Origin of the sequence: Streptomyces sp. UG1, assembly GCF_049974585.1 — a bacterium.
In the GTDB taxonomy this organism is placed as follows: Bacteria; Actinomycetota; Actinomycetes; order Streptomycetales; family Streptomycetaceae; genus Streptomyces.
Window position 1 is genome coordinate 160,890 of record NZ_JBNGGG010000011.1, and the last position, 24,969, is coordinate 185,858.

The window sequence follows — 24,969 nt, forward strand, 5'->3', positions numbered from 1 at the left end:
GTCAGGCGCTGTCGGCACCCTCGCCGTGCGCCGCCCGCGCCGGCCTGCGGTAGATGCCGTCGCTGCGGTGCAGATGGTGCAGGTCCACCAGATAGCGCCGGAGCGTCACATGGTCGATGTCGTCACTGTCCTCGCACCAGGCGCGCAGCCTCTCATTGACCGTGCGCTCCGGGTACTCGACACCGGGCTCGAGGGTCTGCTCGGCGATATACCGCAGCACCAGCTTCTTGCGGGTCCACCGCGCGGACGCTCCCGGCGCCGGGCGGCATATCTCAGCCCGTCCGGCGTTTGAGGACGAGGCCCGTTCAGGGCCGAAGCGGGGGTCTGGGGGCGGCAGCCCCCAGGGGCGGGGGCGGTTACGCCGGGTTCGAGACCGCTGACGTCGACTCCGGGCAACCCGTTGACCGGCCAAGCCGCCGTAGGCACAGCGCACCCAGCGCCACGGCCGCGAACGCGCGTACCCGGCTCTCCTCGGCGAACAGTCGGACCAGTTGTTCCGTCGGATCGGTTGCGTCCATGGGCGGAGGCCAATTGACATCGGCGGCCGGGGGTGAGCGAATATTTCCTACGCGTACCGGTAGATCTGGGACACGTCCTCCAGATCGTCCGGCGTCACGTCCCACGGTGGCAGCCGCTCGTGTCGGGCGACGATCCGCCGGTACTGGTCGCTGCGCCGCCCGGGCGGCTTCGCCGGCAGGTAGCGGTGGTTGCGATGGCGTCGCTGCCAGCGGGACCACTGCATGTCGAGGAAGGCGTGGACCAGCCAGAAGGCGGGGTCGTTGGGGGACGCGCCGCCGAGCATGGTGCCGCCGATCCAGCGGTGCACCCGATTGTGGTTGCGCCAGGAGTCCCGGCCGCTGCCCCACCCCTCCAGCTTGTTGCGGAAGCCTTTGGAGACCGTCGAGTTCCACGGGGCGACGTCGTAGACGGGGTCGTCCATCGCGTCCTTCAGATCGGCCTTGGTGGGCAGCTTGATCGGGTCCCGGGAGCGGCCCAGGTCCCGGGTGAGGAAGTCGCCCGCCGTGACACCGGCCCGGATGGTCCAGTTGCCGGTGGCGTGGGCGAACGGCCCGGTCATCACCCGCCGGTCGCCGGGCCGCCCGTTGCCGCCGAGCAGCTCGTCGGTCCACGGCAGCGAGGTGGTCTTGCGGTCCCGGGTCCAGTCCCAGTACGGCACCGTCACCGAGTCGTCGACACGGCGCAGGGCCTCCTCCAGGTCCAGCAGGAACCTCCGGTGCCAGGGCAGGAAGGAGGGCGTCATGTGCGCGGCGCGCAGACCCCGGCTGCCGTCGCCGACGAAGTGCGCGATGTGCAGCCGTACGAACTCGTCGTACTCACCACTGCGTTTGATCTCCAGCAGCGCCTCGACGAACCGGCGCCGCTCGGTGCGCGTCAGCTTGCTCACGTTCTTACGCACGTACACCATGCTCTGTCTCCCTGTGCGAATGCCCCCCGCCGAACGGACCGGGGGCCAGGTCGCGCAACTGCTCGCGGGGCCCCAGCTCGTCGACGGCCGCGCGGGTCGCCTCCAGCGGGGTCCGGTGCCAGCCGTAGTGGTCGACCATGCTCAGCCAGGTGCCGTCGGCCCGGCGCATCAGGTGCAGCGGCCGTCCGTCCACGGTGACGTGCCAGGCGACGTCGAGGGCGCTGAGGCCGCCCTGGGAGACCGGGACGCCCCGGATGTGGCGGCCCCGGTAGGTCTCGTCGAAGGGGCTGCCGGCGCCGGGGTCCCGCGGCCGGTCGGCGGACCGCGAGGGCCGGGAAGCGGTGATGACGGGGGCCAGCGCCACGGCGGCGGAGGCGAGCAGCAGCCGTCCGGCCTCCCGCCGCGTCCACTTCCCGGGCTCGCCGCCCTCGGCAGTGTCCGGGCTCTGCGCCCCGCCCACCGAAACCCCACTCGCGCTGGTGGCCATCGCTCACTCCTCGTACGGTTCGGTGTTCGTACGAGTAGCAGTTCACAGCGGTGCGAGGTCACCACCGAAGCGCGGGGCCGGGCCGTGTCGCCCCGGGTGCAGCAATGGTCAGCTTGTCCAGAAGTCCCACCAACGGGTCAGGACCAGCATGCCGACGACGCCGATGTGCAGCACCGGGAGCACCCAGGTGAACTCGTCGAGGAAGGCCCGCACCGGGGCCGGGGCCGGCAGGAAGCGGCGACGGACGAGGAAGGACGTCACGTACCAGAACAGCGGGATCGTCGCGAGCCAGGCCAGAGCGCACCACAGGCACAGGGCGTCGATCCGGTACAGCGACTCGAACTGGAGCCAGGAGACGAACCCGATCCCGAAGAGACAGCCGGCCTCGAAGGTCAGCCAGTACCAGCGCGGGAGCACGGCCCCGGCCAGCAGGCTCACGCCGACGCAGACCACGATGCCGTAGGCCACGAGGCCGAGCATCGGATTGGGGAAGCCGAAGGCCTCGGCCTGGTCGCTCTCCATCACGCTGCCGCAGGACAGCACCGGGTTGAGACTGCAACCGGGCGTGAAGTCGGGGTCCTCGAGCAGCTTGAACTTGTCGAGGGTGACGACCCAGGATGCCACAAGACCGGCCGCCCCGCAGACCACCAGCAGCACGGCGAACGCCCGGCCGCCACCCGCGCGTGAGTCAGGAACCACCGCGCGACCTTATCGACGGCCCGGAGCGCACCCCGCCGCCCTCTCACCCGACCGGCCGACGGCACCCGGCCCGGCCGCCCGAACGGGGGAGCCCGGTGCCGCCGTCAGCGATAGACCCGGAGATGGCCGACGTCGAAGGTGATCGGCTCCGGCCCGCAGGGAGCCGGGTGATGCTCGCCGGCGCTCAGCGACAGGTTGAGGATCAGGTACGCCGACCAGCGCGGGCCGACGCCGGTGTCGTCGCGGAAGACGCACTCGCCGTTGACGTACCACTCGACGCTGCGCGCGCCGTAGCGGGTGCCGAGGGTCACCCACCGGCCCGGGGCGATCGCGCGGTCGTCGGTGAAGTACGTCGCGGCGGTGTTGACGTGGTTGGACAGCTCCAGCAGATGCGGGTTGTCCGGGTGGTACTCGAAGGTGTCGACCTCGTTCTCGCCGTCCTTCCAGGTCCACAGCGCCGGCCACGCCCCCGTCCCGGAGGGGAGCCTGACGCGGGTCTCGATGAAGTCCCCGGTCCGCACCCGGAATTCCTCGTCGGAGTACTCGGTGGTGAGCAGGCCGGTGCGCCAGGCCGGCCGGCCGTTCTCGAGGGTGCGGCCGGCCGGGGTGGCGGTGAAGGTGGCCACCCCGTCCGCGACCGTCACACAGCCGGGGTCGAGCCAGTCGAGCTTGTTGTCGTCCGGGTTGTGGTCGCAGTGGCTGAAGGCGCTGGTGCGGTCGCCGACCCATCTGGTGCCCCAGGCGATCGGGGCGTCGAACTCCTCCGCCCAGATGGGCGATGCGCCGGGAGCGGGGGCCGGGGCCGTGGTCGGCTTGAATTCATCGCCGCCGGTGAACATGTCGATGAGGGCACTGAATTTCATATTTCCGATCATGCGCCGATCCCTCTGAATGCCCCCGCACATTGCATTCTTCACCCCAGTGACTTTCATGCGTATGGAGTAACACGTCGCTTTTGCAGTGCCGATGGACTGCTATGTTCTCCAACCGTTGGATCAGAGGTACTTTCAAGCGAGGTGAATCATGAAGAAGGCAGTTTTCACCACTGCGGCGTTGGCGATCGGTGCGGGTCTTGTGGGTGGGTCGGCGGCCGCCGCATCGGCCGCCGACGGCAGTTCGGGGCTCGGCCCGCTCGGGCTCATGTCCCCGACCAAGGTGAGCCCGGCGGTCGTGCCGGCGGCGGATGTCGTGACGGGGCTGGCCCGCGACGGTGGGATCACCAAGGGCAGCGCGTTCGACAAGAAGAGCCCGGGGCAGCCGATGTCCGGCATCTACCTGGACGGCATGGATCCGGACGCCGTCAAGAAGCCCACCATTCCGGTGAAGAACCCGGCCGGCAGCGGCTCCGTCCAGGTCCGCCCGCTGAAGGCGCCGACCGCCGCCGGACTCGGCACCCTGCTGCCCAACAAGTGACGACCCGGCAGCCTTACGAGTCGGCCGTACCGGTGAAAGCCGGCCCCGGAATGTCGGGACTCTGATCCGGTTCTCGGCGGCCGGAGACCGCCGGCAGGCCCGGACGCTGGATCCGGACCCGCAGTTTCCAGCTCCGCACCCGGCGGGCCCACAAGCCCACCGGCACCGTGAACCACCGTCCGGCCCACCGGCCCTCCCCTCGCCGGTGGGCCGGACGCATGTGGACGGCCGTACCGGCCGGAATCCATTCGGCCCGACCGGCCGTACATTTCCGCGCGTTGCGCCATCCGATGGAATCTGCCCGTGTTTGAATGTTTCCGCCGTGACTTATGCATGCATATACGGGTTTCCTTTTCGTAAGCGTGCGCAACCGTGAATTCAGGAAGGAACCAAGTTGCCCAAGAAGTTCGCGGTCATCACGGCCCTCGCCCTCAGCACCGTCGTCGCCGGCGCGGGCATGGCCTCTGCTGGTGAGTACGACGGCAACGGCAAGACCACCACCGTGAAGGGTGGCGACGGCTTCTCGGCGTCCCCGGTCGTCGTGAACGCCCCCCAGCAGGGCGTCCTCATCGTCAACGGCACCCTCGTCGACGGTCGCTGCCTCGCCCCGTGGTCCAACGGATCCGTCCTCGGCGGCGTCGCCGCGCCGAACTCGAAGTACGCCGCCTGCAACACGGCCCAGGTCGAGCAGGGGCGGAACTCCGTCCACAGGGGCGGGATCTTCTTCTGACCCTGCTCCGAGCAGTTCGCAGCAGGTGAATCACCCCAAACACGCCACCCGGAAAGGCGCAATCCATGCGTAAGAAGGTTACGGCCATCTCCGCCCTCGCCGCCGGCATCGCCCTCGCGACCGGGGGCACCGCCACGGCCGACAGCGACACCACCACCGTCAAGGGCGGCAGCGGCTTCTCGGCATCCCCGGTCGTCGTGAACGAACCGCAGCAGGGCGTTCTCATCGTCAACGGCACCGTCGCCGACCTCCGCTGTGCCGTGCCGTGGTCGAACGGCGCCGTGCTCGGCGGCACCGTGGCATCCAACTCGCACTACGCCTCCTGCAACACCGACAAGATCGAGCAGGGGCGGAACGCCATTCACAGGGGCGGCCTGTTCTTCTGACCCCTGCTTCGAGCAATTCGCAGCAGGTGAATCACCCAAACGCAGCCCGGAAAGGCTCAACTCATGCGTAACAAGGTTACGGCCATCTCCGCCCTCGCCGCGGGCATCGTCCTGGCGACCGGGGGCACCGCCGCGGCCGACAGCGACACCACCACCGTCAAGGGCGGCAGCGGCTTCTCGGCGGCTCCGGTCGTCGTGAACGAACCGCAGCAGGGCATCGCCGTCGTCAACGGCGCCGTCCTGGACGCCCGCTGCCTCGCTCCGTGGTCGAACGGCGCCGTCCTGGCCGGCACCGTGGCCCCGAACTCGAAGTACGCCTCCTGCAACACCGCCAAGATCGAGCAGGGGCGGGGCGCGCTGCACACCGGCGGCCTCTTCTTCTGAGCAGTGCTTCATCCGATGGCGGGCCGCCGGGATTCCGGCGGCCCGCCATCGGTGTTCGCACCCGTCCATGCAAAGCCGTGGGCCCTGTCCGCATCGGCAGAGCGGACAGGGCCCACGGTTTTTATGAAGCGCCGGCAAGGAGGAAAAAGCGCCCATTCACAGGGACCAACGGCCGCACCGCGCCCGTGGTCACCCCGAATCGTCCGTTCGGCCCAACGGCCCACGAAAATCACACCCCGTCACACATGGTCATACATACCGAAGGGCCGACTCCGAGAATTCGGAGCCGGCCCCGGTCATCGAGCCGATGGGCGACGAAGTCACCTGTTGAGCGGAAGGCCGCCGAGCAGCCGGCCGTCGACGGGGTTGGGCAGGGTGCCGCCGAAGACCGGGGTCTTCACCACGCCCTGCTCGTTGACGCCCTTCTTCACGTTGTCCGCCGTGCGCTTCACGTTGTTGCCCACGTAGCCGGTCGGCACCTTGGCGGCGGTGGGGAGGCTGCGGGCCACCGTCTTACCGTTCTCTACGAGGCCGTGCCCCGGCATCTCCACCGCGGAGGCGGGAACACCGGCGCCGGCAATGGCAAGGGAGCCGGCGACGACGGCAGCAGCCTTCAGGTTCTTCATCGTGTTCCTTTCCAGGTAACTCCGGTCTTGATTCTCCTGGGCTAACGAGAGGGGCACCTTCCGGGAAACTCTGCGGCCGTCAAGTTCCAGGAACTCATACGAAAAGACCCGTTGTGCCGACCGCGGCCGGCACAACGGGTCGTGAGGATCGGCGGCTGCTTCGCCTCAGGCACCGGTCCCGGTATCAGCCGCGGCCGGTCAGCGGCGCCAGGAGGCTCAAGAGGGCCTGGAGCAGGCCGCCCGCCGAGGTCTCCACCTCCTTCTCGGTCGCACTGTCGGCGTCGTCGGCGTCCTCGGCCTCATCGGCGCCGTCGGCCTCGAGCACGCCCAGCAGGGCGTCGAGCGCCTGGCCGAGGCCGTCGAGCAGGCCGCCGACGAGGTTCGGCGACGCAGTGGTCGGCGTCGTGGTCGGCGTAGTGGTCGCCCCGGCCTCGGCGAGCACTTCCTTCCTGATCTCCTCGGCCTCCTTCCTGGCCGCCTCGATCTCCTCCTTGGCCTCCGCGATGGCGTCCGCACGGGCCTCTTCGGCCTCCTTGCGGGCCTGTTCCGCTTCCTTCCTGGCCTGTGCGACGGCCTCCTTCGCCTCGTCGGCCAGTTCCTTCAGTTCCGCGTCGGTCAGCGGGTCGTCGTCCGCCCTGAGCGCGCGGTTCAGCAGATCGGTCACCGGGGTCACGGTGCCGAGGCCGGCCAGCGCCTGGGCCTGGGTGTCGGTGGGTGCGGAGTCGGGCGAGGCCGCGAGCGCCGGCGCCGCGGTCCCCAGGAAGAGTGCCGCGCACAGGGCCGATGTCGCGATGTGCCGGAATTTCGGTGCAGGCATGACGTTCCCCTCGGGCGAGTAGAGCGAATGTCGGATCGTGCGATCACCGTTAAACCGGCTCGGCGCGCTCGCAACCGATCGCCTGCATCTGGCCGCGCGGAACCACACCCCACGCCGACTCCGAACGGGTGGTCCCGCGCGGGAAACAAGTCGGAAGACGCCGCCGTTCCCACACTGTTGACCGGATTGAAGATAAATATGGATAAGTGGCTGAAGCCGGTTGAACCGAGGCCCCTCCCGAACAGGTGCGGGATCTTATCCCGGGAACGCGCGCCACACATCGTGCAACTGGTTCGGACTCATTTCTCTCGGACTCATCTCTTCGGACTCATCTCTTCGGACTCATTCCATCGGAAGGGCAGCCTCGGTCATGCGCATCGCGCCGCACATCCTGCATGTCGCCCAGCCGGTCGAGGGCGGTGTCGCGCGGGTCGTGACGGACCTGGCCGCGGCACAACTGGCCACGGGACTACGGGTGACCGTGGCCTGTCCTCGGGGCGGCACGCTCGGGTACGACCTGCGCGAGCTGGGCTGCCGGGTGGTGCGCTGGGACGCTACCCGCTCCCCCGGGCACCGGCTCTGGGGCGAGGTGCGGCGGTTGGCGTGGCTGGTGCGCGAGGTGCGGCCGGACCTGGTGCACGCGCACAGCGCCAAGGCGGGGCTCGCGGCCCGGCTCGCGGTGCGCGGGGGCCTGCCGACCGTCTATCAGCCGCACGCCTGGTCGTTCGAGGCCGCGCACGGAGCCCTCGCTCGGCTGGCGCTGGACTGGGAGCGGTACGGGGCGCGCTGGGCGACGCGGGTGCTGTGCGTGAGCCAGGCCGAGCGGCGTACCGGGCACCGGTCCGGCATCTGTGCCCGGTGGCATGTGGTCCCCAACGGGGTGGACACCGGCCGGTTCCGGCCGGAGGGCGACACGGCGCCGTCCGGGACGGGGCCGCTGGTGGTGTGCGTGGGCCGGCTGTGCCGCCAGAAGGGGCAGGACGTGCTGCTGCGGGCCTGGCCCGAGGTGGAGCGGCAGGTGGCCGGGGCGCGGCTGGTGCTGGTCGGCGACGGTCCGGACGCGAGAAAGCTGCGGGCGATCGCGCCCGCGTCGGTGAAGTTCGCCGGTGCGACGTCGGACGCCGCCCCCTGGTACCGGGCCGCCGACCTCGTGGTCCTGCCGTCCCGCTGGGAGGGCATGGCGCTGGCCCCGCTGGAGGCGATGGCGTGCGCCCGGCCGGTCGTCGTCACCGACGTGAACGGGGCGCGCGAGAGCCTTCCGGCCGACCATCCGCCGTCCTGCCTGGTGCCGCCGGAGAACCCCGGCGCGCTGGCGCGGGCGCTCACGGAACTGCTGCGGGACGAGCCGCTGCGCACGGCGCTCGGCGCACAGGGCCGTACCCATGTGCTCCGCTCCCACGATCTGCGGCAGACCACGGACGCGGTGACTGACGTGTACCGCGAGTTGCTCGGCCTCGGCACGGCGCAGCCCGGCGGACCCGACGAGGGCAGGAAGTGCATCACCACATGACCGCGGAAAGCACCGTTGCCTCACCGGCGGGTCCGCAGCGGACGCCCCAGGGCCCCGCCTTCGTCCTCGCCCCGCGCGGCCGGGCCGCGGTCGGACGCCGACACCCCGGGCGCGGAAGGCGCCGTCCGCGCCGCACCGCCCGGCCGGCGCTGTGGCTCGCCGACGGCGGCGCCGCCCTGCTGGGCGCGCTGCTGCTGCCCGCGCCGCACCGGTATCCGCTGGTCGTCGTCCTGCTGGTGCTCGGCGTGCTGGGGCTGAACCGGCGGGCGTGGCTGTACGACACCTCCGCCGTGCCCGGCGCGCTCGACGAACTGCCCGCCGTCTGCGGCCGGATCGCCGTCGTCTGGGCCGCCATGGCCGCGTTCTCCCCGCTGCGCTCGCTCCCGCCGGCCGTGCTGGTCACCGCCGTCGCGGTGCACTGCGCGGCGGCCTGCGCGGGCCGTGCGGCGGTGCACGCCCTACGGCGCCGGGCCCTGCGGCGCCGGCCCTGTCCCGCCCTGGTGGTGGGCCCCCTCGCGGTGACCCGGCGGGTGGCGGCCGCGCTGCTGCGCCGGCCGGACTGCGGGGTGCGGCCGGTGGGCCTCGTCGCCGACGACCTCGAGGTGCTCGGCGAGGCCGACGGTGAGCCGGGGCTGCCGGTGCTCGCCACCGTGCAGGAGGCCCGGCGGGCGCTGATCCAGAACGGTGTGGGCACCGTGCTCGTGGTGGGGGCCGCCACCCGGGTGGAGAAGGCCGCCATGCTGAGCGGGCTGGCCGCGTACGGCTGTGTGCTGTGGGAGCTGGACGCGGACCCGCCGTCGTACGGCATGGACAGGCGCCGTCGGGGGGCGGGGCATCTGGCCGGCTTCTCGCGCAGGCCGCTGCGGCCGCAGGGCCGGCGGCTCGGTGGTGTGGGCAAGCGGGTGCTCGACGTGGTGCTCTCCGGCTCGCTGCTGGTGCTGGCCGGGCCGGTGCTGCTGGTGTGCGCGCTCGTGCTGCGGGTGATGGACGGGCCCGGCGTGGTGTTCCGCCAGGAGCGGATCGGCAGGGACGGGCGGCCGTTCACGATGCTGAAGCTGCGCACCCACCGGCCCGCCAGCGCGCACGAGGCGGCGACCCGCTGGAGCGTGGCCGACGACCAGGACATGAGCCGTTTCTGCCACTTCCTGCGCCGCACCTCGCTGGACGAGCTGCTGCAGCTGTGGAACGTCTTCCGCGGCGACATGAGCCTGGTCGGGCCGCGGCCCGAACGGCCCTATTTCGTCGCCCAGTTCAGCCAGGCCCATCCGGGCTATCCGGCCCGGCACCGGATGCGGACCGGGATCACCGGGCTCGCGCAGATCCACGGGCTGCGCGGTGACACCTCGATCGAGGACCGGTGCCGCTACGACAACGCCTACATCGACAACTGGTCGCTGTGGCAGGACGTCTGCATCCTGCTGCGCACGGCGGCCCAGTTCGTCCGGCCGACGGGGAGCTGAGCACCGGTGAGCACTTCTACGGCGGCACCGCCCCGGCTCGCACCACCGCGGCCGGCGCCGCGCCGGGTCCGCTCGGTCCTGCCGCTGCCGCCGCTCCTGCCGGTCCTGCCGATCGTGTTCGTGGTCGTCCTGCTGGGGCTGCCCGTCGCACCGGGCAGTACCGCGACCGTGGCCGACGCCGGCTCGGGGCTCCTGGTGCTGTGGGCCGTCGTGTACACCGCGCTGCGGGCGCGGCGACCGCTGACGCGGACCGCGGCGTTCGTGCTCGGGCTGCCCGTGGTGGGCATCGCGGTCGCCGCGGTGGGGGCGGTGACCTTTGGGGACACGCTCACCGGGCTGGCCCGCTATCTGCAGGTGTTCGTGCTCGTGCCGCTGTCGGTGCTGCTGCTGGTGCGCGACCGGCGCGGCGCCCGGCTGGTGCTGTGGTCGGTGGTCGGCCTCGCGCTGTGGCAGGGCGCGATCGGGGTGAAGCAGTACCTCACCGCGACCGGGGCGTCGTATCAGGGGGCGAACATCCGGGCGGTGGGCACGTTCGGGCCGTCCGACGTGATGGGGATGGCGAGCGTCGTGGGGCTGGGAGTGGTGGCCGCGGTGGCCCTCGCGCTGGGGTCCGGAGCGCGGGAGTGGCGGCAGCGGGTCGTGGCGGCCGGGTGTGCGGTGGTCATGCTGGTGCCGATCGCGCTGTCCTTCAGCCGGAGCGCCTGGATCTCCACGGTGGTGACCTGCGGGGTGCTGTTGCTGCTGGTCGGGGCGCGGCGGGCGGTGAAGGTGGGCGCCGCGGCGGTGGCGGCGGCGGTGGTGCTGGTGGGCGGGTTCGGGGTGGGCGCGACGGCGCTGCAGGAGCGGCTGACCAGCATCACCCAGGTGACCGGCGCGCCGGACCAGTCGGTCGTCGACCGGTACACCATGTGGGCGGCGGCCGTCGACATGTGGCGCGAGCACCCGGTGACCGGGGTGGGCCTGAAGGGCTTTCCGGCGTACCGGGACGGTCATGCCTCGTTCGCGCTGTCGTCGGGCAGCGACACGGAGGGGGCGGGCCAGGCCTACCGGCGCCAGCCGCTGCTCTCCCCGCACAACATGTATCTGCTGCTGCTCAGCGAGCAGGGCCTGCTGGGCGTGGTCACGGTCGCGGGGAGCTGGCTCGCCCTGCTGGTGTGCGCGCTGCGCCGGCTGCGGCGCGGCGCCGGGCCCGCCCGGGACTGCGCGCTCGGCGCCTGCGGCCTGCTGATCTGGCAGCTCGCCAACTTCCTGTACGGCGACATCGGCGGCCCCTCCACGACCCTGACGGCCGTCTGCTTCGGCCTCGCGGCCTGGTGGGCCCTGGCGGACGACGAGAGGCCCGCCCCGACCACGGAACCGGCCCGGCGATGAGCCGCGGCCCGATGCCGACCGGGAGCGCCCCGGACCCGACGACCACCGACAGGGCCGCCGCGCTCGTGGCCGCCGACGACACCCTCGCCCGCGCGACCGGCACGATCGGCCCCCTGCCGCCCACCCCTGGCACCCCTTCCAGCCGGTTCCTCGCGCGCGCGACCCTGCTCTCCGCCGCGCTGTCGATGGCCGGGGCGCTGCTCGGGCTCGGGCGGGATCAGGCGTTGGCGCATCTCTTCGGCGCGGGGGCCGAGACCGATGCGTTTCTGGTGGCCTGGACGGTGCCCGAGATGGCGTCGACGCTGTTGATCGAGGACGGCATGGCGTTCGTGCTGGTGCCCGCGTTCAGCCTGGCGCTGGCCCGGCGGGCGCGCGGCGTCGGATCCCCCGACCCGGTGCGGGCCCTGGTCGCCGCCTCGCTGCCGCGGCTGTTCCTGGCCCTCGCCGCCGCGGCCGCCGTGCTCGCGGCCGGGGCGCCGCTGCTGGTCTCCGCGCTCGCGCCCGGCCTGAGCGACCCGTCGCTCGCCGTGTCCTGCACCCGGCTGACCGCGACCTGTGTGCTGAGCTTCGGGCTGGCCGGGTACTGCAGCGCGGTGCTTCGGGCCCACCGCAGCTATCTCGCCCCGGGCGCCATCTACATCGCGTACAACGCCGCGATCATCACCGCGATGTTCACCCTCGCCGCGCGCTGGGGCGTACGGTCCGCCGCCGCCGGTGTCGCGGCCGGCGGGTGCCTCATGGCCGCCATGCAGGCACCGTCCCTGTGGCGGCGCGTCGCCGGGCGACCGAGGCGGCAGTCGGTCGTCGCGCACGGGTGCGCGGGGGACGGTGGCCGGACGGTCGCGCACGGGTACGCGGGAGACGGTGACCGGACAGTCGCCCACGGGTACGCGAGGGACGGTGGCCGGACGGTCGCGCACGGGTTCGCGGGAGACAGTGGCCGGGCGTTCGTGGTTGGGCTCGTCGGCGCGGTGCTGCTGTTCGCGCTGTGCCGGCAGTCGCAGGTCCTCATCGAGCGGTACTTCGCCTCCGGGCTGCCCGCCGGGGCCATCTCGCACCTCAACTACGCGCAGAAGATCGCCCAGTTGCCGATGTCGCTGGCGATGATGGTGTGCGTCGTCACCTTCCCGGTGGTGGCGCGGGCCATCGCCGAGGGCGACACCCGGCGGGCCAGGGAGCGGGTCGAGCGGGATCTGCAGCTGATGGCCTGCCTGGTCCTGCTCGGCGCCGCCGTGGTCGTGGCCTGCGCGCCGCACCTCGTCCAACTGCTGTTCCAGCGCGGCGCGTTCACCGCCGAGGACACCGCCGCCACGGCCGCCGTGATGCGGGTGTACGCGCTCGGGCTGCTCGGGCACACGCTGGTGGGGGCGCTCGTGCGGTCGTACTTCTCGGCGGGCCGCACCACCTGGTTCCCGCTCGGCGCGATGGGCGCGGGCGCGCTGGCCACCGTCGTCGGCGGCGCCTGGGCCGTGGACCCGTGGGGGGCGCGCGGCATCGCCGCGGCCAACGCGGCCGGCATCACCCTCACCGCGCTGCTCCTGCTGCTCGGGCTGGGTCCGCGCACCGTGCCCGTGCGCGTCGGCCACCTGGCAGGCGCACTGCTGCGGCCGGTGCTCGCGGCCGTGTGCGCGACCGGTGCCGGGCTGCTCTGCCCGGGGCCGTCCGGCTCGCCCGCGGCGTCCCTCGCCGCCCGCTGTACGTGCGTGACCGCCGTCTTCCTGCTGCTGGCCTGGCTCCTGGACGCGGCAGGCGCCCGGTCCCTCCTGCTGTCCGTCACGCACTCCGTCCGTAGCTCCGTCACACGAAAGCTTCGCCATGGTCGCTGACATCTTTGCCGCGCCGCGCGCGGCCGAACCCGATCCCCGATCAATCACCGGGGGACGCCCGAGGCGGCGGCCCGCCGCCTGGGTGGCCATGTACCACTCCGTCTCCAACTGCCCCGAAGACCCGCACGACATCACCGTCACCCCCGGCCGCCTGGAGCGCCAGCTCGCCTGGCTGTCCCACCGCGGGCTGCGCGGGGTCAGCGTCCGGGAGCTGCTCGCGGCGCGCGCCCGTGGCCAGGAGCGCGGCCTGGTGGGGCTGACCTTCGACGACGGGTACGCCGACTTCGTCACCACCGCCCTGCCGGTGCTGCACCGCTGGCGCTGCACGGCGACCGTGTTCGTGCTGCCGGGCCGGCTCGGCGGCGAGAACTCCTGGGAGTCGTCGGGCCCGCGCAAGCCGCTGCTCGACGCCGACGGCATCCGCGGTGCCGAGGCCGCCGGCATGGAGATCGCCTCGCACGGCCTGACCCACGTCGACCTGACCGAGGCCGACGACCGGGCCCTGCACCGCGAGGTCACCGAGAGCCGGCGCCTGCTGGCCGGCCTCACCGGCGGCAACGTCGAGGGCTTCTGCTACCCGTACGGCGTCCTCGACGAGCGCACCGTCGACGCCGTACGCCGCGCCGGCTACCGCTACGCCTGCGCGATCACCCCCGGCCCGGCCGGCTCCGGCGACTTCGCGCTGCCCCGCATCCACCTCGGGCAGGCGGACCACGCGCTGCGGCTCGAGCTGAAGCGACGACTGGCCCGCGCCCACGGCCGCGCTCTGGAGGCCGAGTGAAAGCCCTGCACGTCATCACCGGCCTCGGCGTGGGCGGCGCCGAACAGCAGTTGCGGCTGTTGCTGCGTCACCTGCCCGCGCAGTGCGACGTGGTGACCCTGACCAACCCCGGCCCGGTCGCCGCGGGCCTGACCGCCGACGGTGTCGAGGTCACCCACCTCGGGATGACCGGCAACCGCGACGTGGGCGTACTCCCCCGCCTCACCCGGCTGATCCGCGCCGGCGGCTACGACCTGGTGCACACCCATCTGTACCGGGCCTGCCTCTACGGCCGGATCGCCGCGCGGCTCGCGGGAGTCGAGGCCGTCGTGGCCACCGAGCACTCGATCGGCGCCACCCGGCTGGAGGGCCGGCCGCACAGCGCCGGGGTGCGCGGGCTGTACCTGGCCGGCGAGCGCCTCGGCCGCACCACGGTGGCGGTCTCGCCGACGGTCGCCGAACATCTGCGGCACTGGGGCGTGCCCGGGCAGCGCATCCGGGTCATCCCGAACGGCATCGAGGCGCCCCGGTTCCGCTACGACGAGGCGGGCCGCAAGGAGGCCCGGGCGTTCCACGGGCTGCCCGAGGAGGCGTACGTCGTCGGCGGCGTCGGGCGCCTCGCGCCGGGCAAGCGCTTCGACCTGCTGGTGCAGGCGCTGGCCCTGCTGCCCCTGGACGTGTGGCTGCTGCTGGTCGGCGGCGGGCCCGAGGCGGACGTGCTGCGGCGCACCGCCCGGGATCTCGGGGTCGCGGACCGGGTGGTGCTGGCCGGCGAGCGGCCGTATCTGCCCGACTCCCGCGACGACGCGCCTGACCTGGTGGCCCTGCTGTCCGCGATGGACGTGCTCGCCTCGCCGTCGCCGGAGGAGTCCTTCGGGCTGGCCGTGGTGGAGGCGCTCGCGGCCGGGCTGCCGGTGCTGTACGCGAGCTGCCCCGCCGTCGAGGACCTGGCGACGGACGCCGCGCCCGGTGCCCGGCGCGTCACGGGCGGCGCCGGGGCGTACGCGCGGGAAGTGCTGCGGCTGCGGGCGGCGGGACCGGGTGAGCGCACCGTCCCGGACGTGGTGCACCGCTACGACATCGCGCGCACCGCCCGGCAGCTGATGGATCTGTACACGGCCACGGTGGCCGGATCGAACCCGGAAGTGAGTTCCTCATGACAGACAACCCCGCTCCCGCTGAGCACGACCGGCCGTCCGAACGGGGACGCACCTCGTCCAGGTGGCTGCCCTCGTGGTGGTGGCTGCCGGCCGGCGCGCTGATCGGTGCCGTGGCCGGCGGCGCCTACGGACAGTTGCGGCCGCCGGAGTACACGGCGACGAGTTCCGTCGTCGCGGTGCCCAACGGCAGTACCGGCGCCGACGCGCTCGGCTTCGCGCAGGCGTACGGCCGGATGGCCACGCAGCTCGCGGTGCTCGGGGACGCGCAGATGTCGGCGGGCGTGCCGGTGTCGACGCTGCGCGACAGCGTGACGGTCGCCACCTCGCCGGACGCGCCGATGGTCGCGGTCTCGGCGACCTCGACGAGCCCGGCCCAGGCCGTCGACATCGCCAACGCCGTCTCCCACGCGCTGCTCTCGCACGCGGACCGGACCAAGGACGACACCGGCATCAAGCTGGAGCGCCTGTCCCGGGCCCTGAAGCCCACCGAGCCGTCGTCGGCGTCCCCGGCGCTGACCGCGCTGGTGGGGCTGAGCGCCGGCGGTCTGCTGGGCGGCCTCACGCTGCTGGCCCGGCCGCGGCGGACCGAGCCGGACGGCGGCGACCCGAGCCGTGCGTCGGTGCCCGGTCCGGCGGGCGCCGCCGACACCCACGGGACGCTTGGATGACCGCGTCCCACGAACGCACGCTGTCGGTGGAGGTGTGCACCGACGGGCGCGCCTTCGCCGAGCTGGCCGGGGACTGGGAGCGCCTGTACCGGGCGTGTCCCTCCGCCACGCCCTTCCAGAGCCATGCCTGGCTGCACTCGTGGTGGCTGTCGTACGGCAGCCCCGGCGCGCTGCGGCTCGTCCTGGTGCGCCGGGGCGGTGAACTGGTGGCGGCGGCACCGCTGATGCGGGTGCGCCGTCCGCTGCCGGCGCTGGTGCCGATCGGCGGCGAGATCACCGACTTCTGCGATGTGCTGGTCGACGAGGCGGTGGGCGTGGCGGGCGCCGCGGCGCTGGCGGATGCCATGGGCGACCTGGCCCGCACCGCCCTGGTCGACTTCGGTGAGGTGCGGCCGGGCGGGGCGATGGAGCGGGTCTATCTCTGCTGGCGCGGCCCGCGGCGGCGGATGCGGGACTCGGTGTGCCTGAACCTGCCGGCCGTGCCGATGAAGGAGCTGGTCGGGCGGCTGCCGGTGACCCGGGCCGGGCGGGTCCGCCGCAAGGTGAACCAGCTCGGCCGGCTCGGCCTGGAGTGGCGCGTGGTGGGTCACGGTCATGACGAGACCGAGGCCGCGCTGCGCCGGCTCCTCGAACTGCACCGGCTGCAGTGGGAGGGCAGACGGGTCTCGCCGGAGCATCTGCGGCCGCGGTTCCTGGAGCACCTGGTCCGGGCGGCGGTGCCGCTGGCCCGCACCGGCCGGGCCGTGACGACGGAGTTCGTGTGCGAGGGCACGGTGGTGGCGGTCAACATCATGCTGCTGTCCGGGACCATGGCGGGCATGTACATGTACGGCTTCCATCCGCAACTGCGGGACCGCAAGGTGGACATCGCGGCGATGCTGCTGCACGCGGCCACCGGTCACCTGGAGGCCGACGAGTTCCTGGCGTCCGGCGAGGTGCGGACGCTGAGCATGCTGCGCGGCGCCGAGCCGTACAAGTACCGCTGGTGCCCCGACACGGCCGTCAACCAGCGCTTCCTGCTGGCCCGGCGCCGCACCCGCCCGCTGCTGGCGGCGGCCGCCGCCGGGGACGCCGCCCGGCGGCGGGCCAAGAAACTCCTGCGCAAGGACGCCACCGGCCCCGCGCTCACCGAGGGCGCTCCGCCCGCTGCGCACAGCGGCTGAGCTTGCCGCCGATCCAGTGCTCCCGCCACTTCTGGAGGTCGACCGGCGTGCAGTCGGGCAGCTTGGAGGAAGGGGGCGAGGACAGGGGCGTGGACAGCAGCACGCGGTACAGGGCGGAGGCGCGGGGGTTGTCGGAGCACAGCCACACGCCGTGCGGGCAGTAGTCGGTGATGGTGTGGTACAGCGGCTTGTGCTCGTCCATCCAGGCGAGCATGCGCAGCATGTACGTGATGTTGTCGCCGTTGCGGAACAGGCCCCACTCGGGATACGAGATCGGCTTGCCGTGCCTCCGCGCGAAGTCCACGTGGTGCCTGAGGCCGTAGGGCTCGGACACCTGCTGGTCGAAGGTGAGGCCGCGCGGCTGGTCGTAGGCGTCCATGCCGATGATGTCGACGACGTCGTCGCCGGGGTAGCACTCCGGCCAGGGAATCGCGTCCATGCCCCGGCTGGGCGCGAAGTCGAAGCGGAACCGCTGCCCGTCGACCGAGCGCATCACCTTCACGATGCGCCGCCAGTACCGCTTCCAGGCGTCCGGATCGGGGCCGCAGCGGTGGGTGTAGGTGATGCCGTTCATCTCCCAGCCGAGCACGATGACCGTGTCCGGCACGCCCAGGTCGACCAGCCGCTCGGCCAGCACCTCGAAGTGCTCGTCGAACTCGCCGCCCGCGGCGCGCCGCAGCAGGGTGCGGACGGTGGCGTCCGGGACGTTCGCCTCGTTGTGCTCCATCATGGGCACGTTCAGCACGAGCATCCGGTCGTCCTTGGCGCGCCGCCAGGCGGCCCAGCTGTCGAGGAAGTCGTGCCCGCCCTCGATGTTGTGCCACCGGTCCCCCGGCAGATAGGTGTGCCCCACGCGCGGCTCCTGCCCGCCCAGCCAGCGGGTGAGTTCCTTCATGCGCCGCACTCCGGCGGGCCCGTAGTGCAGATACGCGCCGAACGCGGGCCGGTGGGCGGCCACGCCCTGCGGGGAGTGCGCGCCGCCGGGAGGTGACGGGGAAGCCGTGGGCGCGGGGGGTCGTGGGTCGGGCCCGGATGCGGGGCCGGCCGCGAAGGCCGTGCCCGGAGCGAGGGCCGCCGTGACGACCACCGCCGAGGCGATGAGGAACGCCGGCCCTCCGGGGGCGGGCCGGCGGCGACGGTCCGGTGCGGCCATGCGTCCTCCTCGGTGGCGGCGGCTCCTCTCACTTCGCTAAGTGATACGTAGTCACATCCGCGTCGGCCGCACCATCCGAGCGCGCCCGAACGGGCCTCAGTCGCCGGCGCCCCGGACGATCGGCTCCAGGGGCTCAAGGGGCTCCAGCGGCTCGATCGGAAGGCCGGGATACCCCGGGTAGCCGCCCTCGCTCACGACATAGGTGCAGTTGGTGTACGTGTATCCGGGCTCGATGCTCATGCCGTCGGCCTTGTTCGTCACGTCCTCCGCGTCCTCGTCGGCGTACTTGATGAGGGTGTCGTACTTGCCGGCGGGGAGGTTGAGGTGGTTGGTCGGGTAGTCGATGCCGCTGTTCGAGCAGGCGGCGCTCCTGGCGTTCGACTCGCTGGAGTACTTGGTGCATTCGGCGCACGCCGGGAGGTAGACGCTGCCGGTGACCGGGCCGGTGTAGAGGAACTCGACCGCGGTCGGGGCGTCGTTGCTGATCTCCATGGGCATCTTGGCGCCGCCCGGGCCGCGGGACGGCGGCAGCTTGCGGCCCGCCTGGGGCCGTTCCTCGGCGATCTCCGCGGCGATGGCGATCTGCCGGGCGCGCTTGGCGTTCTTGTTGTCCTCGTACTCGTCGGCGAAGTCGTTGAGCGTCTCGGCCGCCGCGCCGAACTTGCCGTCCTCGAACTCGTCCACCCCGCAGGCGTAGGCGGCGGACTCCACCGCGTCGACGGCGTCCGAGCGCAGCCCGTCGCCGGGGCTGCCCGCGGGCAGGTCGACCATGGTCTGGCTGATGGCCCGCAGTTCCTCGCCGGCCGGGCAGGGGTCGTCGCCCTTCAGCGCCCCGGCCTGCTTCGCGATCTCCGCGCTGACGGCCGGTCCGACCTTGGCGGCCTGCGCCGAGTCGGGGAACGTGCGCAGCAGGTCGGCCAGCGCACCGCCGTTCGCCTCCGCCTCGGTCACGGCGTCGGAGCCGAGGTTGGCGATGCCGCACTCGTAGAGCGAGGTGGCCAGGGGCTGCTCGGGCCGGTCGGCGAGAGGGCCGAGCCGCTTGGCGCCCATCGTGTCGGGCAGCTTCCACAGATACCGCAGCGGCTCCAGGGCCTCGCAGTACTCCTTCTCGCGGTACGGCGCGGAGACCGTGTCGTAGAACCGGTCGAGGCGGTCGGGGATGCGCTGGGCGGCCCGGCTGCCGGGGTGGTCGTCGCCGAGCGCACGGTAGGCCTTGAGTGCCCGCTCGTAGTCGTCCTTGCCCTCGGCGAAACCGTCCCGCTGCGAGGCGGCGGTGACCAGCCGGTCCGTCTTGGCGAGCCGGTCGAGCAGCATCTGCTGGTACGCCTCTTCCCGCGCCGCCTCGTACCCCATCGCCCCTCCGGCCGGCACGACGAGCAGCACGAGCCCGAGCCCGGCGGCGACCGTCGACCGCCACGGCAACGTCAGCCGCGTACGCCGGGCCAGCCACGCCCCGTGCCCCGCGGCCCCCACCAGCACCAGGGCGTACGCCCACACCGCCCCGTCCGGCAGCCCGTCGGGCTGTGCGGGCAACGCGGCCACCAGCAGCCACCCGGTGGCGACCCAGCACAGCGCGGCCTGCGCCCACCGCCGCAGGAACACGTACCCGAGACCGAGCCCGCTGAGATTGAACAGCCAGACCGCCGCGACCCGCCACGGATCCACGGACACGGCATCCTCGGGCTCCTCCGCCGGCGGATAGGCCAACCACTCGGAGACCGGCGGTTCTTCGGACCCACTCATACCGACCCACTCCCCCAACTGCCGTAAGGACGGACGAGACACCTTGCGTCTCTACAGATCCGCCATGTTCCGGCAGGTGGCTGGGGAGGGGTCCCGAACGCCGGGGGGATCAGCCGCCGTACAACGCCTCGGTCTCGGCCGCGTAAGCCGTCGTCACCGCATGCCGTTTGTCGGCCAGTTTGCGTTGGAGCGGGCGTTGGTCAGGCGTGGACGGCACGCAGGTTCTTGACCATGACCCCGAGGAGCGGAGCATCGGCGAAGGGGCGCTGTTCGCCGACCTTGGCGTATCCCCACGACTGGTAGAGCGCTTGAACTTTGGGGTGGGTCACGTCGACCAAGAGCACGGCGAGGTCTTCCGCGCGCCCTTTCAGCAGCTCCTCGTGAAGCTGGTCGGACACGCCCTGTTTGCGCCACTGGGGGCGGACCATGAGTTCGGATACCGCGTATGTGGAGGTGTAGCCGTTCTGGGGCTCGTAGGCCGTGGAGCGCCACCATTCCCGGCCGGGGGCGAGCGGGGCGCCGTAGGCGAAGCCGACCGGCTCCTCCGAGTCGTACGCCACGACGCATGTGAAGTCGTCCATGCCGGACCAGTGGTCGACGAACCAGGGGAATCGCTGGTTGAACGGGTCGTCCATGGCGTCTGCATAGGCGTCGTCGTGTACGTCGATGAGCATCTGCCGGAAACCTTCGGGGAGGCTTCCGTGCTGGAAATTACGCAGCTCGATCACGATCGGCTCCATTCGGTTCGCATGCGGTCTGCCCAGTCTCGTGCGTAGGTAGTGGAAGGGGCCAGGTCGAAAAGGCCACGGTGGAAGTCCCCGATCAGCGACCTCATACGGCCGGGCAGAGGGGCACCGTCCATGACGGTGAAGACATCGGCAGCCGTGGCCGTGGCCTGCTCCACGTCCCCCTGATGGAGCTGAGCGAGGGCCAGTTGAGCAGTCGTCATGGCCCGGTTACGACGGAACGCGGCCGGAGTCCTGGCCAGAGAGCGGTGCGCCAGGGATTCGGTGTGGGCGAACAGTCTGTTGCGGCGGTGGATGATCGCTCCGAGGTGGTCGAGTTCGGCCGGTCCGTAGAAGGCCGCCCAGCGGGGACGCTCCAGCTCGGGCGCCTTGGCGAAGGTGTCCAAGGCGGACTCGAAAGACCGCAGCGCGCCGCGTCTGTCGCCAAGGGTGGCGTACGCGAGGGCAACTCGGACGCGGCCCAGGGAGGCAAAGAACGGGTCTCGGCGGGCCGCTGGGGAGGCTTGGGCGGCCTGTGCGGCTGCGAGGGCCTCCGGCCACGCCTGACGCTGCGTCGCGAGGAGCGACTGAGTGACCCACACCCGCATCACTGTCGGACCGTCCTGGGAGAGTCCGGCGAACGTCGTGGACTCGTTCAGGTAGGTCTGTGCCTGGCCGAGGTTGCGGGCGTCGATGCAGGACCAAGCCGCGATACGGCGTACGTAGGACGCATTCACCTCAACGTGGGCACGTCGCCTCGGAGTTGTTGCCGCCTCCCTCCTCACGGCGAAACCCTCGACCACTGATGCGGAGGCCGAGAGCTCCAAACCGGACTGGTTACGGCCCGGCGGTCGGCGGTGCAGGAGGGGGCGACGTGCCGGGAGTGGGCGTGCCGTGCTTCTGTTCAGTCGCCGCCGAGATGCTTGATCTTCTCGAACGGGTAGGCTCCCACGATCACCACGGCCATACCGTAGAGAGCGAAGACCACCAGCCCCCAGGTGGAGACCGACTTACCGCCGCCGCTCAGGATGACGCTGCCGATCGGTACGAGCGGTGCCATGCTGAGCACTGCGGCGCCGGTGCACCAGAAAGCCACCAGCTGATTGGCCCGTTGCCGGAGCGCGGGATCGGCCTTCACCTCCGCCGGGACGTCGTATCCGATGGACTTGTTGCAGACCTCTCGCCGGTATCCGACGCGTGCCGCCAGCATGCTGACGGCACCAAGCACGCAGAAGCAGCCGAAGATGAACATGTAGGCCATGGGTACCTCTGAGGTCTCGTCGTGCCGGGCGACCCTAGCGGATGTACTTGATGATGAAGGCGATGACCATGTTGACGGCCTTGTTCTTGACCCAGCCTGGCAGGACCTTCCAGGCCCAGCCGCCGATCTCGCCACCGAGGCAGCCGATTACGGCGTTCCGCACGTAGGTCTTCTTGCTGGAGGCCTTGCCTGCCGCGATGTCGCTGAGTACTGACGTGGGAATGCTGGCCAGAGCCCCCCTGGCGCACCACGCCGCGGCGCCGATGGCGACTGCCGCGATAGGGAAGGCCCGAGTCTGACGCCCCGTCGCGCCGGCGGCCTCCTGGCTCATGGCCTTCGAGATCTCGGCGAGGGCCTCTGCGCCCATCTCGTCCTCGATGAACTTCCGCTGCTCCGCGGTGAGAGCCGGCGCCGTCGATTCGCTCGCGGCAGCGAGACGGACGGTCTCGGTGCGGGTGCTGTCGGCGGCCAGGGCGGTGGGAGCCGCGGTGGCGAGCAGGGCCGTGCTGGTGACAGCAGCGATGCCGGCCAGAGATATACGGCGCATGACAGTAGTGCGCATTAATTCCCCTGTAATTGGTGCTGCACCTCCCGGTCACGGAGGTGATCGGTTACGAACCCTGACACTCTCCGCCGCGCCTTTACAAACCCATTGCCTATGCGGATGATCACAGCCCTGACCAGGAACCCACCTCCCTGTTCGCGCATCGTCACCAGACGCTGCCGCCGCCCGGACCTAGACGGAGAGTGCCCCACCTGTCACACCGCCAGTTCCGTCTGCGCCGACTCGATGAAGACCGCCCACTTCTGCTTCAGCCAGGGACCGCACAGGCGAGTTCACTCAGCGCATCCAGGACCGAATGCCCAAGTAGAGGGGCGCCGGGCCGCCAGGGGGTGCCGGCCTCCGGGGAGAGGCGTGCGAGGCCGGCCGCCTGGACCGCGAGCGTGGTCACGCGGTGGGCGTGCACATGGTCGGGATGGCCGGTCAGGCCGCCGTACGCGTCATGGACGACCACGATCTCCGGACGGAACCGCCGTACGTGAGCGACCAGCCGCCCCACCGCCTCGTCGAGCGGCGCCTCGCACAACCACGGGCTGCCGGGAGCGGAGCATGAGCTTGTTGCACCATCCGAGTGCGCCCGAACGGCCCCTCAACTGCCGTACAACGCCTCGATCTCGTCCGCGTAAACCGTCGTCACCGCATGCCGTTTGACCTTCAGGGACGGCGTGAGCATCCCGTTGTCCTCGTTGAACTCGCCCTCGACCAGGGCGAAGGCGCGGATGGACTCGGCGCGGGAGACGGCCTCGTTGGCGTAGTCGACGGCCTTTTGGACCTGTGCGCGCATCCGGGGGTCCTTGACCACGTCGGCCATCGGGGTGTCGGCGGGCAGCTTGCGCACCGTCAGCCAGTGGGTGACGGCCTCCGGGTCGAGGGTGATCACGGCGCCGATGAAGGGGCGGTTGTCGCCGACCACGAGGCACTGGCCGATCGGTGAGCGGCTGCGCAGGCGGTCCTCCAGGACGGCCGGGGAGACGTTCTTGCCGCCGGAGGTGACCAGGATGTCCTTCTTGCGGCCGGTGATGGTGAGATAGCCGTCCTCGTCGAGGGAGCCGAGGTCGCCGGTGGCGAACCAGTCGTCGGTGAGGACCGCGTCCGTCGCCGCCGGGTTGTTCCAGTACGAGCCGAAGACGATGCCGCCCTTGATGAGCACCTCACCGTCGTCGGCTATGCGCACGGCGGTGCCGGGGACGGGCTGGCCCACCGTGCCCGGGCGGGGCCTCAGCGGCGGGACGATGGTGGCGGCGGCCGTCGTCTCGGTCAGGCCGTAGCCCTCGTAGACGATGATCCCGGCGGCGTAGAAGAACAGGTTCAGGTTGCGGTCGAGGGGTGAGCCGCCGCTGATGGCGTAGCTCATGCGGCCGCCCAGTTCCTTGCGGACGCGGCGGTAGACGAGGAGGTCGTACAGGGCCCAGGCGGCGTAGAGGGCGGGGCCGGGACCTTTGCCGGTGCCCAGGAACTTGTGCAGATACGCCTCGCCGAAGCGGACGGCGATGCGGTCGGCGCGGTCGAAGGAGGCGGCGCGGCCCATCTTCTCGGCGGTCGCGCGGCCGGTGTCGTGGATCTTCTCGAAGAGGTACGGGACGCCGACGAGGAAGGTGGGGCGGAACTCCTTGAGGGCCGGGCGCAGTTCGTCGGGCTTGATGCTCGGGCAGTGGCCGATCTCGATGCGGGCCATCAGGCAGGCGATCTGGAGGGTGCGGCCGAGGATGTGGGCGAGGGGGAGGAAGAGGAGGGTGGAGGCGGTCTGGCCGGTGACCTCCTTGAAGATGGGGTGGAGGAGTTCGACCGTGTTGGCCGCCTCGGCGTGGAGGTTGGCGTGGGTGAGGACGCAGCCCTTCGGTTTGCCGGTGGTGCCGGAGGTGTAGCAGACGGTCGCGATGGTGTCGGGGGTGAGGGCGCTACGGCGCTTGGTGAACTCGTCGTCGGCGACGTCCCGGCCGAGGGTGGTGAGGGCGTCCATCGCGTGCTCAGCCTCCAACTGCCATATTCGCGGGGGCTGGTGGTGACCGGCGGTGGCTGTCTTGACCGTCTCGGTGTTCTCTCTTGTCTCCGTGACGACATGGCGGGCGCCCGAGTCGCGGATGATCCACTCGACCTGGTCGGCGGAGGAGGTGGCGTAGATGGGGACGGTCTGGCCGCCGGCGGCCCAGATGGCGAAGTCCAGGACGGTCCACTCGTAGCGGGTGCGGGACATGACGGCCACCCGGCCGCCGGGTTCGAGGCCGGCGGCGATCAGTCCCTTGGCCACGGCGGTGACTTCGTGGGCGAAGGTGGTGGCCGTGACCGGGTGCCAGGTGCCGTTTCGTTGGCGGCGCAGGACGACCGCGTGCGGGTCCTCGGCCGCGTTGGCGTAGGGCAGGTCGGCGGTCGTACCGGTGGTGGGCGGCGGGGCGAGGGGTGACGTGCGGGCCTCTCGGACCACGCCGTCGGTGTCCTTGACGACCTCGACCCTGGTACGACCCAGCAGGTCGCTGCGCTGCTTGGCCCGCTTCAGATCCTTGCGTACGCCCATGTCGGCTCCCGGTGCCAGTCGGACTTACCGGGGAGTCAACTTACTCATGCGTAACGGAAGGTCAATGCCTGCGGCGCATGTGCGGGTTCGGTGGGGGTGCGCGTAGCGCCTGCGGGTGCGTTGCGGG

General features: G+C 71.8%; 26 protein-coding genes and 1 pseudogene. 12 read left to right on the top strand and 15 right to left on the bottom strand.

All coding sequences use genetic code 11. The annotated features are described in order from the left end of the window. Nucleotide 1: 1 nt before the first annotated feature. The 5 genes and pseudogenes from ACP4J3_RS14810 to ACP4J3_RS14830 all read right to left on the bottom strand — a co-directional run. Nucleotides 2-244: pseudogene (locus ACP4J3_RS14810) on the bottom strand (DUF2087 domain-containing protein); the annotation flags it as partial. A gap of 321 nt (nt 245-565) precedes the next feature. Continuing rightward, nucleotides 566-1,426, bottom strand: coding sequence for a tyrosinase family protein (locus ACP4J3_RS14815; RefSeq protein WP_426534308.1), 861 nt, complete (start codon nt 1,424-1,426; stop codon nt 566-568). Continuing rightward, nucleotides 1,410-1,913: a tyrosinase family oxidase copper chaperone gene (locus ACP4J3_RS14820; RefSeq protein ID WP_426534310.1), complete on the bottom strand. Its 504-nt coding sequence runs from the start codon at nt 1,911-1,913 to the stop codon at nt 1,410-1,412. Before ACP4J3_RS14820 ends, ACP4J3_RS14815 begins: the two co-directional genes overlap by 17 nt. Nucleotides 1,914-2,021: 108 nt before the next feature. Further along, nucleotides 2,022-2,612 carry a vitamin K epoxide reductase family protein gene (locus ACP4J3_RS14825; protein ID WP_426534312.1) on the bottom strand — a complete coding sequence of 197 codons (591 nt, stop codon included), beginning with the start codon at nt 2,610-2,612 and terminating at the stop codon, nt 2,022-2,024. Nucleotides 2,613-2,716: 104 nt separating this feature from the next. Beyond that, on the bottom strand, nt 2,717-3,475 hold the full coding sequence (locus ACP4J3_RS14830; RefSeq protein WP_426534314.1) for a beta-glucanase: 759 nt from the start codon (nt 3,473-3,475) through the stop codon (nt 2,717-2,719). A gap of 160 nt (nt 3,476-3,635) precedes the next feature. On the opposite strand from ACP4J3_RS14830, the gene ACP4J3_RS14835 reads away from it, so the two are divergent. The 4 genes from ACP4J3_RS14835 (at nt 3,636) to ACP4J3_RS14850 (ending at nt 5,525) form a co-directional block, all read left to right on the top strand. Beyond that, on the top strand, nt 3,636-4,025 hold the full coding sequence (locus ACP4J3_RS14835) for a hypothetical protein (protein ID WP_426534316.1): 390 nt from the start codon (nt 3,636-3,638) through the stop codon (nt 4,023-4,025). A 394-nt stretch (nt 4,026-4,419) separates the two neighbouring features. Further along, nucleotides 4,420-4,755: a hypothetical protein gene (locus ACP4J3_RS14840; RefSeq protein WP_426534318.1), complete on the top strand. Its 336-nt coding sequence runs from the start codon at nt 4,420-4,422 to the stop codon at nt 4,753-4,755. 65 nt (nt 4,756-4,820) lie between these two features. Next, nucleotides 4,821-5,141, top strand: coding sequence for a hypothetical protein (locus ACP4J3_RS14845; protein ID WP_426534319.1), 321 nt, complete (start codon nt 4,821-4,823; stop codon nt 5,139-5,141). Nucleotides 5,142-5,204: 63 nt separating this feature from the next. Beyond that, the gene (locus ACP4J3_RS14850) at nt 5,205-5,525 is read left to right on the top strand and encodes a hypothetical protein (RefSeq protein ID WP_426534321.1); all 321 of its coding nucleotides are present in this window, start codon (nt 5,205-5,207) and stop codon (nt 5,523-5,525) included. 320 nt (nt 5,526-5,845) lie between these two features. Here ACP4J3_RS14850 and ACP4J3_RS14855 read toward each other — a convergent pair whose 3' ends face one another. Then, entirely contained in the window at nt 5,846-6,151 is a 306-nt protein-coding gene (locus tag ACP4J3_RS14855) for a hypothetical protein (protein WP_426534323.1), read from the bottom strand. A 184-nt stretch (nt 6,152-6,335) separates the two neighbouring features. Next, nucleotides 6,336-6,968 (bottom strand): hypothetical protein, encoded by a 633-nt coding sequence (locus tag ACP4J3_RS14860; RefSeq protein ID WP_426534325.1) that lies wholly within the window; start codon nt 6,966-6,968, stop codon nt 6,336-6,338. Between the two features lie 370 nt (nt 6,969-7,338). Here ACP4J3_RS14860 and ACP4J3_RS14865 point away from each other — a divergent pair, with 370 nt between their 5' ends. From ACP4J3_RS14865 to ACP4J3_RS14900, 8 genes are read left to right on the top strand one after another with little or no spacing between them, the layout of a single operon-like run. After that, complete coding sequence (locus tag ACP4J3_RS14865) at nt 7,339-8,478, top strand: glycosyltransferase (protein ID WP_426534327.1); 1,140 nt, start codon at nt 7,339-7,341, stop codon at nt 8,476-8,478. Further along, nucleotides 8,475-9,938, top strand: coding sequence for an exopolysaccharide biosynthesis polyprenyl glycosylphosphotransferase (locus tag ACP4J3_RS14870; protein ID WP_426534329.1), 1,464 nt, complete (start codon nt 8,475-8,477; stop codon nt 9,936-9,938). Before ACP4J3_RS14865 ends, ACP4J3_RS14870 begins: the two co-directional genes overlap by 4 nt. A 6-nt stretch (nt 9,939-9,944) precedes the next feature. Beyond that, nucleotides 9,945-11,309 carry an O-antigen ligase family protein gene (locus ACP4J3_RS14875; RefSeq protein WP_426534331.1) on the top strand — a complete coding sequence of 455 codons (1,365 nt, stop codon included), beginning with the start codon at nt 9,945-9,947 and terminating at the stop codon, nt 11,307-11,309. Nucleotides 11,310-11,320: 11 nt separating this feature from the next. Then, nucleotides 11,321-13,135, top strand: a complete 1,815-nt coding sequence (gene murJ, locus ACP4J3_RS14880; protein ID WP_426534333.1) for a murein biosynthesis integral membrane protein MurJ — start codon at nt 11,321-11,323, stop codon at nt 13,133-13,135. Further along, on the top strand, nt 13,125-13,916 hold the full coding sequence (locus ACP4J3_RS14885; protein ID WP_426534335.1) for a polysaccharide deacetylase family protein: 792 nt from the start codon (nt 13,125-13,127) through the stop codon (nt 13,914-13,916). Before murJ ends, ACP4J3_RS14885 begins: the two co-directional genes overlap by 11 nt. Continuing rightward, complete coding sequence (locus ACP4J3_RS14890) at nt 13,913-15,055, top strand: glycosyltransferase (protein ID WP_426534337.1); 1,143 nt, start codon at nt 13,913-13,915, stop codon at nt 15,053-15,055. Before ACP4J3_RS14885 ends, ACP4J3_RS14890 begins: the two co-directional genes overlap by 4 nt. Beyond that, nucleotides 15,052-15,723, top strand: coding sequence for a lipopolysaccharide biosynthesis protein (locus ACP4J3_RS14895; protein WP_426534339.1), 672 nt, complete (start codon nt 15,052-15,054; stop codon nt 15,721-15,723). Before ACP4J3_RS14890 ends, ACP4J3_RS14895 begins: the two co-directional genes overlap by 4 nt. After that, entirely contained in the window at nt 15,720-16,886 is a 1,167-nt protein-coding gene (locus ACP4J3_RS14900) for a GNAT family N-acetyltransferase (RefSeq protein ID WP_426534341.1), read from the top strand. The genes ACP4J3_RS14895 and ACP4J3_RS14900 overlap by 4 nt, the downstream gene beginning before the upstream one ends. On the opposite strand, the gene ACP4J3_RS14905 is transcribed toward ACP4J3_RS14900, so the two are convergent. The 8 genes from ACP4J3_RS14905 to ACP4J3_RS14940 all read right to left on the bottom strand — a co-directional run bounded on the left by ACP4J3_RS14905 (nt 16,849) and on the right by ACP4J3_RS14940 (nt 24,842). Further along, nucleotides 16,849-18,039 (bottom strand): glycoside hydrolase family 26 protein, encoded by a 1,191-nt coding sequence (locus ACP4J3_RS14905; protein WP_426534343.1) that lies wholly within the window; start codon nt 18,037-18,039, stop codon nt 16,849-16,851. The genes ACP4J3_RS14900 and ACP4J3_RS14905 overlap by 38 nt on opposite strands. A gap of 96 nt (nt 18,040-18,135) precedes the next feature. Then, nucleotides 18,136-19,782: a hypothetical protein gene (locus ACP4J3_RS14910; RefSeq protein ID WP_426534345.1), complete on the bottom strand. Its 1,647-nt coding sequence runs from the start codon at nt 19,780-19,782 to the stop codon at nt 18,136-18,138. A 200-nt stretch (nt 19,783-19,982) separates the two neighbouring features. Beyond that, nucleotides 19,983-20,522: a GNAT family N-acetyltransferase gene (locus tag ACP4J3_RS14915; protein ID WP_426534347.1), complete on the bottom strand. Its 540-nt coding sequence runs from the start codon at nt 20,520-20,522 to the stop codon at nt 19,983-19,985. After that, nucleotides 20,507-21,244: an XRE family transcriptional regulator gene (locus tag ACP4J3_RS14920; RefSeq protein ID WP_426534349.1), complete on the bottom strand. Its 738-nt coding sequence runs from the start codon at nt 21,242-21,244 to the stop codon at nt 20,507-20,509. The genes ACP4J3_RS14915 and ACP4J3_RS14920 overlap by 16 nt, the downstream gene beginning before the upstream one ends. Before the next feature lie 167 nt (nt 21,245-21,411). Further along, a complete protein-coding gene (locus tag ACP4J3_RS14925) occupies nt 21,412-21,768 on the bottom strand; it encodes a hypothetical protein (RefSeq protein ID WP_426534351.1) in 357 nt (118 codons plus the stop codon). Between the two features lie 34 nt (nt 21,769-21,802). Then, nucleotides 21,803-22,315 carry a hypothetical protein gene (locus tag ACP4J3_RS14930; RefSeq protein WP_426534353.1) on the bottom strand — a complete coding sequence of 171 codons (513 nt, stop codon included), beginning with the start codon at nt 22,313-22,315 and terminating at the stop codon, nt 21,803-21,805. 265 nt (nt 22,316-22,580) lie between these two features. Further along, nucleotides 22,581-22,856, bottom strand: a complete 276-nt coding sequence (locus ACP4J3_RS14935; RefSeq protein WP_426534355.1) for a PIG-L deacetylase family protein — start codon at nt 22,854-22,856, stop codon at nt 22,581-22,583. 63 nt (nt 22,857-22,919) lie between these two features. Next, nucleotides 22,920-24,842, bottom strand: a complete 1,923-nt coding sequence (locus ACP4J3_RS14940) for an AMP-dependent synthetase/ligase (RefSeq protein ID WP_426534357.1) — start codon at nt 24,840-24,842, stop codon at nt 22,920-22,922. Nucleotides 24,843-24,969: the final 127 nt, after the last annotated feature.

Coding starts and splice junctions, on each gene's coding strand:
- ACP4J3_RS14815 (WP_426534308.1), bottom strand. CDS start 1,426: ATGGTGTACGTGCGTAAGAACGTGAGCAAGCTGACGCGCACCGAGCGG.
- ACP4J3_RS14870 (WP_426534329.1), top strand. CDS start 8,475: ATGACCGCGGAAAGCACCGTTGCCTCACCGGCGGGTCCGCAGCGGACG.
- ACP4J3_RS14865 (WP_426534327.1), top strand. CDS start 7,339: ATGCGCATCGCGCCGCACATCCTGCATGTCGCCCAGCCGGTCGAGGGC.
- ACP4J3_RS14900 (WP_426534341.1), top strand. CDS start 15,720: ATGACCGCGTCCCACGAACGCACGCTGTCGGTGGAGGTGTGCACCGAC.
- ACP4J3_RS14910 (WP_426534345.1), bottom strand. CDS start 19,782: ATGAGTGGGTCCGAAGAACCGCCGGTCTCCGAGTGGTTGGCCTATCCG.
- ACP4J3_RS14885 (WP_426534335.1), top strand. CDS start 13,125: ATGGTCGCTGACATCTTTGCCGCGCCGCGCGCGGCCGAACCCGATCCC.
- ACP4J3_RS14895 (WP_426534339.1), top strand. CDS start 15,052: ATGACAGACAACCCCGCTCCCGCTGAGCACGACCGGCCGTCCGAACGG.
- murJ (WP_426534333.1), top strand. CDS start 11,321: ATGCCGACCGGGAGCGCCCCGGACCCGACGACCACCGACAGGGCCGCC.
- ACP4J3_RS14830 (WP_426534314.1), bottom strand. CDS start 3,475: ATGAAATTCAGTGCCCTCATCGACATGTTCACCGGCGGCGATGAATTC.
- ACP4J3_RS14860 (WP_426534325.1), bottom strand. CDS start 6,968: ATGCCTGCACCGAAATTCCGGCACATCGCGACATCGGCCCTGTGCGCG.
- ACP4J3_RS14820 (WP_426534310.1), bottom strand. CDS start 1,913: ATGGCCACCAGCGCGAGTGGGGTTTCGGTGGGCGGGGCGCAGAGCCCG.
- ACP4J3_RS14835 (WP_426534316.1), top strand. CDS start 3,636: ATGAAGAAGGCAGTTTTCACCACTGCGGCGTTGGCGATCGGTGCGGGT.
- ACP4J3_RS14850 (WP_426534321.1), top strand. CDS start 5,205: ATGCGTAACAAGGTTACGGCCATCTCCGCCCTCGCCGCGGGCATCGTC.
- ACP4J3_RS14940 (WP_426534357.1), bottom strand. CDS start 24,842: ATGGGCGTACGCAAGGATCTGAAGCGGGCCAAGCAGCGCAGCGACCTG.
- ACP4J3_RS14915 (WP_426534347.1), bottom strand. CDS start 20,522: ATGGAGCCGATCGTGATCGAGCTGCGTAATTTCCAGCACGGAAGCCTC.
- ACP4J3_RS14845 (WP_426534319.1), top strand. CDS start 4,821: ATGCGTAAGAAGGTTACGGCCATCTCCGCCCTCGCCGCCGGCATCGCC.
- ACP4J3_RS14905 (WP_426534343.1), bottom strand. CDS start 18,039: ATGGCCGCACCGGACCGTCGCCGCCGGCCCGCCCCCGGAGGGCCGGCG.
- ACP4J3_RS14930 (WP_426534353.1), bottom strand. CDS start 22,315: ATGCGCCGTATATCTCTGGCCGGCATCGCTGCTGTCACCAGCACGGCC.
- ACP4J3_RS14925 (WP_426534351.1), bottom strand. CDS start 21,768: ATGGCCTACATGTTCATCTTCGGCTGCTTCTGCGTGCTTGGTGCCGTC.
- ACP4J3_RS14855 (WP_426534323.1), bottom strand. CDS start 6,151: ATGAAGAACCTGAAGGCTGCTGCCGTCGTCGCCGGCTCCCTTGCCATT.